The organism is Paenibacillus sp. FSL R10-2782 (genome assembly GCF_038592985.1).
In the GTDB taxonomy this organism is placed as follows: Bacteria; Bacillota; Bacilli; order Paenibacillales; family Paenibacillaceae; genus Paenibacillus; species Paenibacillus terrae_C.
In genome coordinates, this window is sequence record NZ_CP151951.1 from 3,902,362 (window position 1) to 3,915,777 (window position 13,416).

Here is a 13,416-nt window from a genome sequence, read left to right on the forward strand (position 1 = left end):
TTCCGATTCCCATATACCAAAGACGCATACTCTATAATCCAATATTGAAAAGTATGGACCCAAAAGTCCCATGTTCTTTACTCATTCCGGGCATGATCCCTGTTGTGCCTTAAGGCTCTATACCCCATGCCAGCTTGCCCTGTTGATAGACAGTTGCACGGTCCCAGTTTGCGAAGGCAGTTTGGCTGGCACTATACGAATAATCGTTGGTTTCATCAAAATGGCTCCAGTTCGCAGCATGGATACGGGGTTGGATTTCTCCGCTTTCCCCACCGGGCTGAATAGTACCCGTTCCATCAGCAAATGAAATTTCCACGTATTTATCAGCCTTGGCCTTCGGTTCTGGCAATGTTACAAAAGTTGCTTTTACCTTTTCATTTCCAACCTTGGCCCAGTCTACAAAAAATTGCTGACCCTGTTTGCTTTCATCTGTGTAATAGTAGCGAATTTTCAAATCACTCAGCTTGACCGCCGTTTTTCCTGTGTTTTTGATATTAAATTCAGGGCGGATTACGTTATCCTTGGCATTGGTGTCTCCGGAACGATATTGAAGCACAATCCCTTGATCGTCAGCACCTGGTGTATTTCCTCCGTTGCCATTATCACCGCCGTTATCTCCACCATTGTTTCCGCCTCCACCATTGGTACTGGAGCCTTCCAGAATTGCCTGCTTTACGAATTTGCCGGAAGCCGACAATTGAGAATCAGGCCATCCCCCTTTACGGTTTGCACCAGACAAGAGCGCAGCAGAGGTCTCATTTTTATCTGCCAGTGACCAGTTTGCCCAGCTAATTCCACGGCTGGCCAGAAAATCGGTCCACACCTTAGCTTCATTCAAGAACGGACCGCCATTACCCGAAGCATCGCTTGTTCCCCATTCGGTAGCAAATATGCCCACGCCCTTGTTCAGCGCGTAATCGACGCGATCCCGCAGGTATTGTCCGTGCGTACCGGCATAGAAATGCACGGTATACAGTGTATTTTTGTCTGGAAGCGGGTTATCTGCTGCATCGTGTACATCCTGGCTCCACGTGCCTGTACCCGCAATAATAATATTATCCGGGTCTTTGGCCCGAATGACCTGAGATACCTCCAACGCATAAGGACGGATTTGGTTGTTCCAGTTCACGTTTCCGTTCGGTTCGTTGGCAAGCTCATAGATCACGTTTGGTAAATGACCATACTGAGTTGCAAATTCATTAAAGAAAGCCTTGGCTTCATTTTTATGAATGTTCGGATCACCATCCGAGAGAATGTGCCAGTCAATAATAACGTATAATCCCAGCTTCTGTGCTGCCTCAATCGCTTCCTTCACTTTATTTTTTAATGAAGGATTGGCAATATAACCATCTTCCTCGGTGTATAGCGCAACCCGGAACACGGAAATGCCCCAGTCGTCCCGCAGCCATTTCATCGAGTCCTCATTCACCAGATCCCCAAACCATTGGACACCATGAGAGCTGATCCCTTTGAGCTGCACAGGCTTCCCGGTTTTATCCACCAGCCTACCATTCTTCACTGAAAGCTGTCCGTAACGCTCCACGGGAGTTGTCCCGGCAGCCTCTGCGGTCTGCGTATTCCAGTTAAATCCGTTCGTTAACGTCAACAGTAGCACCGCAGTTAACATCACCGCTACTCTTTTTGCGATCCTTGACAGGACCCATTGCCTATTCATCATTTACACATTCCTTCCTTTTTATAAAGTGGATAAGCTTATCAGTACGTTGTTCTCCGCCTTTTTGCTCCCCTCCTTTATACAGCAAGAGGATCAGGTCCAACATTAGGTGTCACTTACCTGTATATGGATGTTACTACTATTATAGTTAGTTCTATGTTACATTTCGACTTTATGGTGGAAAATGAACAGGAAGTCACGGTTTCGGGACAAAATACCCACCTGAAAATTTCGGAATTTGACAAATCTTCCCATTATTAAAGAAGATTCTAAAACTTCTATACAATATAAAAAAAGACTGCTACCCATGCCCTTCGGCCCGGTATAGCAGTCTTATACATGATCATGTATGTGAATCAAATAATGTCAAAAATATCGTATTAACGTATATTCTGCCTATTGCCCCTTAGCGGCTGCCTGAGATCCTGTAGTCGTCTGATCTTCCTTCATTTCGCCGCCATCCGTCAATTGACCTGTCAGTATAGTCTCAGATGAGTTGCCCATTACCTTGTCGATCAGTTGCAGCCAAGGCTCTTCACTTCCTCCACAGCTCTCAATATCACCAAGCAAGGAGTCCAACGTGGTTCCTTCTTCTGGCAAATCAATAACTAAACTGTCTTCGTCTACCTGGATGGTGCAGCAGGTTTTCATTGTAAATCCCTCGCTTAATTCTTATTTGAGCATGCACACGCAGGCTCAGATGGGATTAATTCCCATGGGTTCCAAGGATAAGCCCTTTGAATCCGTTTGATATTATAAACCTATTGTTTTGAAATTGCAATGAACAAATCTTGAACTTTTTTCAGAAATTAGCGAGGGACTACATAAAATTTTCAATAATGGCTAGATCCGAGTAACGATTTGATCCACCAAGCCATATGCTACTGCTTCCTCTGCCGTAAGGAAGTGATCTCTGTCGGTATCTTTTTCCACACGCTCCAGCGGTTGCCCGGTATGATCTGCCAAAATACGGTTCAACTGTTTCCTGCTCTTAATCAGACGCTCGGCATAAATCAACACATCTGAAGCTTGGCCCTTGGCTCCGCCCAACGGCTGGTGAATCATAATCTCACTGTTGGGCAACGCCATCCGCTTGCCCTTCGTGCCTCCGGTCAGCAAAATCGTACCAAAGCTCGCTGCCATGCCTGTGCATATAGTAGATATATCATTTTTCACAAATTGCATTGTATCATAAATAGCAAACCCTGCTGAAATGGACCCGCCCGGACTGTTAATATACATCTGTATGTCCTTCTCGGAGTCCTCGGCGGTAAGATGCAGCAGTTGCGCTACAATGACATTTGCCATATGATCCTCAATCTCGCCCGACACCATAATGATACGATCCTTTAATAGCCGGGAATAAATATCATAGCTTCGCTCTCCGCGACTTGTGTGCTCAATTACATAAGGAATGGTGCTCATTTGCCAAAACTCCCCTCTTGTTAAGCGGCCATCCTAGCCTGCATGTCATGGGAAGGATTAGAGTTCATTTGAGCGCCGGAAGAATAAAAGCTCTGATACAGCACAGATCCGGCAATCGCTATTGGCTCAGCCATATCGTTCAAGCCAAGCGCAATCCAGCGTTGTGCGTCTCCTGCACGAAAGGCCGCCAAATAAGCCTTAAACCATTCCCGCTCCACTTCATGCTCAGGTAGGGTTACAGACTCCAGCCCATTCCCCTCTTTGTACTTCTGGGCAAGCAAAGCGCGGGCACGGCTTAGAGCCGCTTTTACCGCGCCCTCCGTCGTATCCAACAGTTCTGCCGTTTCCGACGCCGTATAGCCCCATACATCCCGCAGCACCAAGATGGTCCGCTGCCATGGTGATACATGTGTCATTAAATATTGAAGCGCGAGTTCCAAATCTGGTGTGTAATTTTCTTCATAACACAGTGAAGGCTCATCATACTTTCGGGTATAATTTCCTTCGCTAGGCACAGATAGGCGCTTTTGAGCATTTTGCCTGCGAATATCATCAATCCACCGATTCCGCGCGGAACGGATTAAATAAGCCTCGCCATTTTCCAGGTCATGCAGTTTTTTCTCAGATTGCAGCATATGCAGAAAAGTCGCCTGCGCCAAATCCTCCGCATCCCATGTGGAGCCTGTCAACGAAAGACAGTAGCGATACAACGCAGGAAGTACTTTTTCATTCCCCTTAGCGTGGGAAGATTCATTATTCATCCGTTCGGATATCACAAAGGCCATATTTGGGGCCCCCCCTTTGTTCAGTCCATTTGAGTTTGAGTGTTTCATTGAGGTAGACGGAATTGTGTATCAAAAGGATACGGTCGTTTAATGGTTTTATTGTAACAAGTAAAATAAACAAAAAACAGCTGAAACCTCACATCTACCTCTGTCCAAATGAATGTCGATTTTTCGCAAATAAAGGAAGTTTCAATTCATCAAACGAGTGTCTATAGTCTCACTGACTTTATTCCTACTTCTGAACATATGTAAATTTTTATTTAAAAGAACAAATGGGGTTTACACACGATAATAATCCTAAACCCTACGAAAATAGCCCTCAGAGGTTAGAGTATCCTAGGTTCGGGATAATCCTGATGATGCCAAGTTAAAGCTTTTGGAGCTTTTCCTTCGCATTTAGACTAATCCACAATCATTCGTCCGGCTCCGCCACCTTGCCAACGCCCTGCTGTGCGTTTCCCCCGTCCAGCGCCTTCCATAATAAGAACTAACTGTCTGTGAAGCTGTACCTGGGAATAGTCTCTGTATTCCGCACCGCTTCGGTTTGCAATGTAATGCTGGATTGATTCTCTGTCCACGGCTTCCAGGTTCAGGCACATAAGCGCAAACATACAATCCATCGGATCGGTTGTGCCGCTTTTAAGCAGCTCCGATGCGAAGTAACGCATCGTCTCCGGACGCAATGTACTCTGCTTCACACCTGCAAAGGGAGCATGAATATCGCTCCATGTATTGAATTCGGTAGCCATGTCAGCAAAATCCTGATAGTCCGAGCGAAGCACGGCTCCATCTTTGAGCTTAAACCTGCCCAGCTCCAGCTCATCCAGACCCAGCTCTGGCTCATCCTCCAGCACAATATCCGCATGATGAACCGTGAAATCCGGTCGATCCGTTTGTTCCATAAATAGGAGCCTCAACACCGACAGCCGCCCCGTAGCCTTATATGGCACTTCCTGCTCTTGCTCCAGCAGGTACAGCCTGCCCTTGTGCTTTACAATGCCTCTGCCAATGGTCAGCGTGTGCTCCCCGACAGTGACGTTCATCCCGGTAATAATGCCATCCGAATAATCCTGATACCGGATATCCAGAAAACTGCGAGGATAATCTCGCAGATTTTCCAGCATCTCGGTTTTAAGAATACGGCCTTTCTCAAACTTCGGAACGATATGGGTTAACATGGTTGCCCTCCTTTCACAATTCTTCTTTATTCAGAGGAACAGACAGCCGATTCACACCGGGCGCAGGAGGCGGAACAGTAACTCCATCACCGGTGGGCTGAGCTTTACTTCCTCCGAGTAATCCAGTAAACAGACGAAAATTCTTTTCTAAAAATCTGCGTATATCCATCGTGCTCCCCCTGATTGAAAACTGTGATACATTAGAATTTTAAGATCTATTTATCTGCCTTACATCCCGGCTCCCCGCTCGGCCTGCTCACGCAGGATATGATTCAGCTCACGTTTGTCCACGACGTAGGTACGAGCGATCAGATCGTGAAGGGCTTGTTTTCTAGCTGTGAAGGCTGTCATGATAAAGCCGATGCACAGAATGATAGCGGATATAAACTTACTCCAATGGCGGGCACTGGCACGTCCAAAGCTGAGCCTCTGGTTAAACTCATCAACCACGATGATCCCGAGAGCCAGCTTGCCCACGGAGGCTTTGCATTTGGAAGATTCCATAATCGCATGATACAGCCACATTACACCCCAATTAAGCAAAGTCTGCCCAACCATCTTCATGGTGAAAATAGGGGGCGATCCGTCTGTGAGTAAAGAGGTTGCCGCCGAAGAAGACCCCCAGTCCCCAATGGCTTGAATCACAAACCAGATCAGACCCAGAATCATAAACACGAACCACATCAACAGATTGTCAATAATACTCGCCAAAACCCGTTTCCAAAAACCTGCGTATAACATATTACATCCTCCATATATTATATTTATATTCCACGATGTTTCATGGTATTTCGCACTTCATAGTGTCTTCGTATCGCGCTGTGTGCTGTCTCTGTTGGCCTGTCCTACTTCGTGCCGTCAAAAAAATCCAGCTCGGAGAGATCGTTTTCGAAGGCAAAAAAGCGTTTGGGCCCCAGATGCAGCAATTCATCCCGGCGGGTAATCGGCACCACGTAAAAGCCCCAACGGCTGTCACCTGCAAAAACAAAATATTTCGTCTCGCCGTTGCGAATAGAGTCGGTATCATCCTGCGGAATATCCCGGCCGTACAGCACGGCAATTTCCTCATACGGCATCGGCTCAAAGGCTTCTGGCCGACTGCGGTACACATGGCGCTGACGCAGCTTGCCACCATTCGCCGTCAGAAAAAATTCTACCTCAGCGGCATGGGACGGCCTGGAAATAGAGCCTCGCACGCGGTTGCTTTCCAAGCTCGCAATCAGCTCCTTCTCGCGCCCCGTATGCGTCCATGCGCTGACGGTATACGGAATGGCTGGAATATGATTGGTAATGACAGGCTCAATCGTGCCCATTTTTTTGGCGTTCAGATAACGGATAGCGCCGCGCAGACAGGCCATTTTCAGCTCAGGCACCCGACTCAGGTCCTCCGCCTTCTGACGGAACTCAATACTGCGCCCCGGCACAAATTCCTTGAGCGCCTCACGAAACACATCAATTCGGCAGGACTGCCCAGTCAGCTTGATAATCGAATAATCCTGCAAGCGCCCCTCCTGATAAAAATCATCCAGAAACTTGCGCACAATATTATAGATATCTGCCTTGAGAAGCTGCTGTATTTCACGGATATTGAACACTACATCAGGCAATCCATATTCATCACGAAAACGTCCATTTTCGATGACTGAAACCAGCCAACGATCCATCACGGCAATGTTCAGATCACTTTCAGATGAAAATACCTGCTCGGATTCAAAGCGGCTGCGCAGGATGCCTGTGCGTAAGAAAAATTCCTTTTTCATATTTTCCGCCGCGCTCCACAGCAGATGAAAATTGCTTAGCACCCGCTGATATTCATCCCGTGTGGCATGCTCGTACTGCTTGAATGCCGTAGGCAGGATGGCCTCTGCCTCTCGATAACGTTCCTCCAGTCCCGCATACACGGCATCTACGCCAAACTCATCCACATGGCGGTACAAATCCCCGGAAGGAATGCCAATCAAGGCATCAATATCGGTGTCAGGCAACCGCGTTTCCGCAGCATAATAGCCTGCAAACACAATTTTCATGAACTGCATAATCCGATACGTCAGATTGTTTCCACCAAAATTGGTATCCCCATTTTCATACGTGGTGTGAATATCCAGCTTATAGGCAATGCGTCCATCCTCAATGCGGAATCGGCAGGATGATAAATCCGTTGTACCTCCACCGCAATCAATGACAAGGGCCTGATATTCCTCTCCGTCCGCAAACGTTCCTCGTTCCATCTGGTCTGCCAGTGTATTGTATAGCACAGCCAGCCCTTCATCCAGCGCATCCTCTGCTTCAATCCGGTAATCCGGTAAAATATCGCTAAACATCTCGATAAACTGCGGCTGTAGCTTGACGGGTGCCGAAAAATGCAGGTTACGAAACCGGCACTTAAATTGCTGCTCGGCTGTCGCAATCACATAGCGGATAAAAGCCGCTAAAATTTCGCTGCGGGAAGCGGTCGCCGTATTTCCCTCGGAATCCATTAATTCCTCAGTTCGCTTATAGTCATTTACCCAGCGCTTGATGCCCCGCAGTACCGTCGCCCGGCTGCCCGCTACATCCGTTCCACGCAGTGCTTCCTCTCCGAATACGTATACAATATGCTCCGGGTTAGAGCAGTCCGCGACACGAATGGCGGTCGGCAGCACTTCGATCCAATCCCCCTCTGCTCCCTCCGGGCCGGGGAAGGACACATAGTTGATCGCGTTCAGCCGTACCGTGCTGCTCATGCCCGCATCCGGGGCAGTAACATAGGAACTATCCAGATATGCGCCTGCCGTGGTGTTCGAGGTGCCAAAATCAACCGCCAATACTGCATCTGTCGTTTCAGTACCGCGAATGATCAGCTCAGCCACCGGAATACGTTGACCTTGAAGCTTCAATGGCAGCATCGGCTTATCTCCATAGTAGAGGTTATAAAAATATTCCGATTCCTGTCTTCGCAAAAACAGCAGACTGTAATTATGGTTGGCCGTCTCCCGCAGTTCAGCGTCGAGATGGCGGGAAAGGTAATATACGCCTGTCCGTCCCTCGTCCTTCACCAAATTCAAAACACCGCATAGTTCGCCTACCGCATTCACTAGAAGCACATTAGACGCGTTCAGCCAAGGCAGGTCGGATTCAATCCGATAATTGTCCATACGACCTGTCCGCACACCCTGATACAGCGTGATTTTGGCGGGAACCCGGATACCGCCGCTCTCCTGCCGACGGTCATTCCAATTTCGCCGCAATGCCGATTCGATGCGCTCGAAGCCGCCGGGGTTGGGCCGGGTAATGAGCAGATGCTCCTCTGCACTCCGAAACCGCAAAATGACGCGAATCAACTCCTCACGTGCCAGACGATTAGCAAAGCCCTCGACCAGCCGCTCCTTATCGCATATCCCGCGTAGCTGAAAGGTCGTCATTTGCTCTAGCTCCGCCCGCGTGTATTTCGCCGTGAAGCGAATGCCTTTTCGATCGGTGAGCGGGTCAAGCAGCCTGTATGTATAGGATCCGTTCATCGTTCACATGTCCTTTCTCTGCCATTTGGCCTTAATAGAGGGCAATAGCGTCTATTTTCATCGTCGGGTCTGCCTCCAAAATACCGAAATGACGTGTCCAATACAGCTCAATCGTAAAACGCGCCGGAAGAAACAGGTCCAGAATTAAATCCGCTTTAATCCGTGACAACTGCGTTTCCTTCTGACCGATATAGATAAGCAATTCGTCCTTTTCCTCACAATTGGTGTAAATGATCGAGCGGTGGAAAACGCGGCGCATCGTTTCTTTTAGCAAATGTACAGCTTCCCCCGTCTCATACAGCCGCAGCAACCCTTCGGCAATCGCATCCTGCTCCTCACGGTTTAACTGCGCAAAGCTTTCCTTCACCTTCGGGCCAAAGATGCCATTTTCGATGTCACGCTGAACAAACTGAATATGGTACTCCCGCCGATTCATCCCTTGATACAGATCCGTTTCGGCCAGAAAATGCATCATAATATCGAACAGCGACTCTCTCAGCTCTAGGTACTCTTCAGCATCCGGCGGAAACAGGTCCCGAAAAATAGAATAAAAGCGGTAGTACGGATTGATTTCCACCACCTGCTCCAGCTCAGATGTATTCAGCTCGGTCAGACTCAGCTCCATATACGGGGAGTAGCTGACAGCGGGTACAAACCGGAAGCTGTTCACATCTAACTCCTGTTCCCTCGCGCGCATGAGCAAATCCCAGACGTAATTCACAGCCATTCTCCTTTACACTTGTACTCCGGGAAATACATCTGCACTTCCGACACCAGAAAGCTCAGTAAGTCAGATAAAATGTAGGCAGGAAATGTGGACGAAGCATCCGCAGAACCGTGTCTAAACGCCAATCGCATGATCTGCTTGCCTTCCTCCGTCCGTACGTTGTCACTGACAAACGGATTTAATGGATACGTCCGGGTTTTGGATAAAAGCTTGCTCACATCATTTCGGCCTGTGCCTCCCCAAATGTCCACACGCTCCAATTCCAATCCCTGTGCAGCTTCAAAAGAGTGTACAATGCGTGTAATTTCGGCTTTGGCCCTGACAATCACGGCCTGTTTCCCAGCATACCGTCCCAAAAAGCTGTCCTGCCGCCGATTGGACAACACTGGATAGGTCTGACGACTGAGCCTCGTTGAGACGGGCTTGGTAACCTTCAATACATTCCATTCGCCGGACTTATCACGTGGCGTGACAATCGTCAGTTCCTCTTCCGTACGCTTGATATACCGGATATCGCCTTCCACTCCGTCAATCAGGTAGCCGTGCTCAGGTCCTGTTTTACGTAGAGGAAGCACATGCTCATAATTCACATGATCTATAGCCGGTATGGGGAAACCACTGTTTTTCAAAGACAGTCGTTCAATGTTCCAAAGTGGAAAAACATCCACCTTCTTAAAACTGTCGAATTCCTCCAATGAGATCGTAATTTCGTGAATTTCCTCATCGGCGGAAGGCTGACCTTCTCCTCCAACCAGCACGCAATCGACAAATTTATAAGCGTACGGGTGATTAATCGTTTTCCATGGCATTCCATTTTGCATGAACATCAGATACAGCTTCTCAATCTCCAAAATATAAGAACGGTTGTGCTCCAGACGAAACCGAATCGGATAGCTTCCGGTTTCCGTTACAAGCGTTCCCTCGAAAACCCGTTTGCTGCGGACAAGCGCGGTGATCTGATCGGTCTCCATCTCCAGAAAAAGAGTAAAGAGCGGCAACGCCCCGCCTTCCCGAACGACCTCTGCCACGCGGCTGATGTCCATCACCTTGTCCTTGGTATCTGACGGCAACACCGGATATAAAAATTCATGAATCGGATCATAGTCCTCACGTGATGTCAATGACACGTACACGTCAAACTTCTCTTCCGTATTCTCAATTTCCTCAAATACCCGCCGTTCCAGCTGGCGGGTCATTTCTTCCTGATATTCGACGAGGTTCATAAACACCCCCGCCATCATATTTTTCAGCAAACGTCTCTGCTCCAGATCGTCCATCTTGCTCAAACGGTCCTGCACCAGCTCTTTCACGACGTCTCACTCCTTCCCGGCTCCAGCATTCATTGAACATGAAAACCTTAACTTCCGTTCGCAGTCGCCTGATTCTGACTGCCTGAATCAGATGCACCCTCTGCCTTGGAAGCAGAATCAGCAGTTCCTTGCTCCTTACTGGCGGGTGCCTTCGTCGAAGAGGCATTCCCATCACTCGTACTACCACTCTTCGTAGCTGAAGAAGCTTCCTTCTTCGCGGCTGCTGAGTCCGCTGATTTCATTGTTGCAGCGTTACCCGTAGCTGTTGCAGCCTTGGTTTGCGATGCTGTAGCAGGGGGCGCAGCAGCCGAAGCCGCGGCTTCGTCCGTTATGTCCCCCTCGCCCGTATCGTTCAGCGCTCCGTCAGATCCTGCCGCTCCAGCAGCAAGCTGACCATTTTTCTGCTGGTCCGCGCTCTGTTTCTCCTCTGCCTTCGCAATACTCCGCTCCAGTGCCAGCACACTTTCCAGCTTGCCGATTTCCTGATAAATCTCCTGTGCCCCGCTATAAGCGTCAATGGCTCCTTCATAATCCAGGTCCTTCATCAGCCGATCCCCTCTGGCTTGGAGCTTGCCAGCCTGAATTTCCTTGAGCTGCTGCTGGATGACCGTCATTTTATCATTAGTCTCGGTAATCTTTTTCTCCAGCTCTTTTTGCGCAGATGTATAACCGGATTCCATCGCAGCCTTATTCGCCTTCGTATACAGCTTGAGCGCACTCGCGTAATCTCCGCCCTGAAATTTCAAATCTCCGTCCTTCATCCAGCTTGCCGTCTCGGCATAAGTATCGAGTTGATCGATTTTTTTCTCAATATCCTTCACATTAAATGGCGGGTACAGACCGGCACTTTTCCGCGCTTTATCATAGCTGGCTTCGGCTTTGGCAAAGTCTGCTTTTTCCACATATCCGTCTCCGTCAACCATAAGTTGAGATACTTTCTGCTCTGCCGTATACAGTCGCTTGTGAATCTTATCGTTAATTTTAACTGCCGCGTTTTTCGCTTCACTGTAGGACTTGAGCGCCTTCGCATAATCTCCTGCCCTGGCATAATCATCCGCGGCCTGAGCCGATTCGACCATCGTTTCCAGCGCAGCGGCCTTGTTCGCAGCCATACGGGCCAGGGTAATCCACGCCCCTGTGCCTGTAATCGCGAGAACAAGCAACGTAATCAAAATCCGTTTGATCAGCTTGCGGCGATTCTTAGGCTTTTCCTGAAAAATTTTGTTCACATAGATGGCGGCAGCCGTATAATTGTTCACCGCCCGGCGCTGCTTGCTCAGCAGAACCTCTTCCAGCGTATCCGTCAGCATGACCGGGTCCTTTGCTTCCTCCAGCGCACCCAGCATTTCCGCCAGTTCAACATCTTCCCACATCCCGGATGTGGCGAGCAGCATGACATCTCCATCTGCAAGCTGCGTCTTTTTGGCATAATGAGCATGAACCCCATTCGGATTTCCCAGATACTCCAGCAGATTTCCTCGTTCCTCATGCGTGCTGGTCGCTTCGTCGGGAATACGTCCGTCATCCGCCAATGACTGAGCCAAGCTATGATCCTTACTGCGAAAATTAAGCCGTCCATTGCGAAAATGATACAGCCGCACATTTCCGCACGAAACGTATACCATTTTGTTGTAGTTGGTCACCACCATGAGCAGACTGGCCTTGAGCCGTACACGACGGCTTTCGAATTGCAGCCATTCCTGCGCTTCATGCAGGTCTCTCATCAGGCGCCGCCTGGACATGGAGGGCTTCTCCATGAAGTTTTCCAGTACCGTTTTGACAACCATTTCCGCGCTGCGCAGCTCCTGATCCGAATCCAGACCGTCTGCGAGAACATAACAGGCCATGTCGTCCGTCTCCATGAATGCAAAATAGTCCCGGTTGTCTATGTAAGAGCCCGCTTCCGACACAAAGGCGGTACTAAAATCGCTGTTGTCCTTGCGCATCGCTACCCCCGTCTTTCTGGTTTCATCCTATCGCCAGCATAACCACTGTCGCATTATCCTGACTTTTAAAGCCTTTATCATTAATCATATCAATCATTGCTTCCGCCATTTCCTGCGGTGCTCCACCCTTGCGCAGGATCTCTTCCAGCTCAATCTCCGTCAGTGCCTCCTGAATGCCATCGCTGCACAACAGCACATGATCGCCTGCGTACAGGCGAATCGGCGCAGCACCAAGCTCCATGCTCTCAAAGCCCTCATATCCCAAATAATTGACCAATTGATTGCGAACCGGGCTCGTTTTGGCCTCTTCCGAGGTCATCTGTCCAGCAAGCACCCGTTCCTCCAGCAAGGTTTCCGCCGTATGCTTGGAATTGACGCTCTGAAAATGACCATTACGATAAATTGTAATCAGGCTATCTCCCACCGCTCCGTAATACAACTGATAGCCGCAAATGATGACCGCCGCCAGCGTGGTTCCTCCGCCCTGCCCATTCAAATTTTGCAAAATACCGCGATTGCTCTGAGTTGCGGCTTCTGCAAAATAGCCGTTCAGGTTCGACGCGTCCTCCAGCTTGGCAAACGCCTTCGTAAAGGTCGTCACCGCCAAGGTACTGGACATGCGCCCATTAGCCAGTCCGCTGATCCCGTCTGCGACAACCGCCAGCGTACCGACAGGTGTCGTCATACTTGCAAAATAATCATCCTGCTCGCTTCGGCTCCCGATCGTTTGACCATTTCCAATCTCAATTCCACTCATGGTACGGCTGCCGGAGCTTCGTGTCAGCCGCATGCGGATCATGAGAAGAACAGCGAATAGCACCGCAGCTCCACATACAACAAAATAAGGCTGCATTTCGTTACCTCCCTGCACCA

At 49.1% G+C, this 13,416-nt stretch carries 12 protein-coding genes; all 12 read right to left on the minus strand.

From position 1 onward, the window contains the following. Positions 1-109: 109 nt before the first annotated feature. Positions 110-1,678: a cellulase family glycosylhydrolase gene (locus tag NST83_RS17630; RefSeq protein WP_342415109.1), complete on the minus strand. Its 1,569-nt coding sequence runs from the start codon at positions 1,676-1,678 to the stop codon at positions 110-112. 393 nt (positions 1,679-2,071) lie between these two features. Then, the gene (locus tag NST83_RS17635; protein ID WP_342415110.1) at positions 2,072-2,326 is read right to left on the minus strand and encodes a hypothetical protein; all 255 of its coding nucleotides are present in this window, start codon (positions 2,324-2,326) and stop codon (positions 2,072-2,074) included. Positions 2,327-2,518: 192 nt separating this feature from the next. After that, entirely contained in the window at positions 2,519-3,100 is a 582-nt protein-coding gene (gene clpP, locus NST83_RS17640; protein ID WP_342415111.1) for an ATP-dependent Clp endopeptidase proteolytic subunit ClpP, read from the minus strand. Between the two features lie 20 nt (positions 3,101-3,120). After that, entirely contained in the window at positions 3,121-3,885 is a 765-nt protein-coding gene (locus NST83_RS17645; protein ID WP_342415112.1) for an RNA polymerase sigma factor, read from the minus strand. A gap of 401 nt (positions 3,886-4,286) precedes the next feature. Then, positions 4,287-5,063: a DNA and RNA helicase gene (locus NST83_RS17650; RefSeq protein ID WP_342415113.1), complete on the minus strand. Its 777-nt coding sequence runs from the start codon at positions 5,061-5,063 to the stop codon at positions 4,287-4,289. Positions 5,064-5,076: 13 nt separating this feature from the next. After that, positions 5,077-5,232: a hypothetical protein gene (locus NST83_RS17655; RefSeq protein ID WP_342415114.1), complete on the minus strand. Its 156-nt coding sequence runs from the start codon at positions 5,230-5,232 to the stop codon at positions 5,077-5,079. Positions 5,233-5,291: 59 nt separating this feature from the next. Further along, positions 5,292-5,804 carry an RDD family protein gene (locus tag NST83_RS17660; RefSeq protein WP_342415115.1) on the minus strand — a complete coding sequence of 171 codons (513 nt, stop codon included), beginning with the start codon at positions 5,802-5,804 and terminating at the stop codon, positions 5,292-5,294. Positions 5,805-5,908: 104 nt separating this feature from the next. Further along, a complete protein-coding gene (locus tag NST83_RS17665) occupies positions 5,909-8,560 on the minus strand; it encodes a molecular chaperone (RefSeq protein ID WP_342415116.1) in 2,652 nt (883 codons plus the stop codon). A 31-nt stretch (positions 8,561-8,591) separates the two neighbouring features. Further along, positions 8,592-9,281: an iron-dependent peroxidase gene (locus tag NST83_RS17670; protein WP_137063962.1), complete on the minus strand. Its 690-nt coding sequence runs from the start codon at positions 9,279-9,281 to the stop codon at positions 8,592-8,594. Next, positions 9,278-10,597, minus strand: a complete 1,320-nt coding sequence (locus NST83_RS17675) for a normocyte-binding protein (protein WP_342415117.1) — start codon at positions 10,595-10,597, stop codon at positions 9,278-9,280. Before NST83_RS17675 ends, NST83_RS17670 begins: the two co-directional genes overlap by 4 nt. Positions 10,598-10,644: 47 nt before the next feature. Then, complete coding sequence (locus NST83_RS17680; protein WP_342415118.1) at positions 10,645-12,543, minus strand: serine/threonine protein phosphatase; 1,899 nt, start codon at positions 12,541-12,543, stop codon at positions 10,645-10,647. Between the two features lie 22 nt (positions 12,544-12,565). Beyond that, the gene (locus NST83_RS17685) at positions 12,566-13,396 is read right to left on the minus strand and encodes a protein phosphatase 2C domain-containing protein (RefSeq protein WP_137063965.1); all 831 of its coding nucleotides are present in this window, start codon (positions 13,394-13,396) and stop codon (positions 12,566-12,568) included. Between the last annotated feature and the right edge of the window lie 20 nt (positions 13,397-13,416).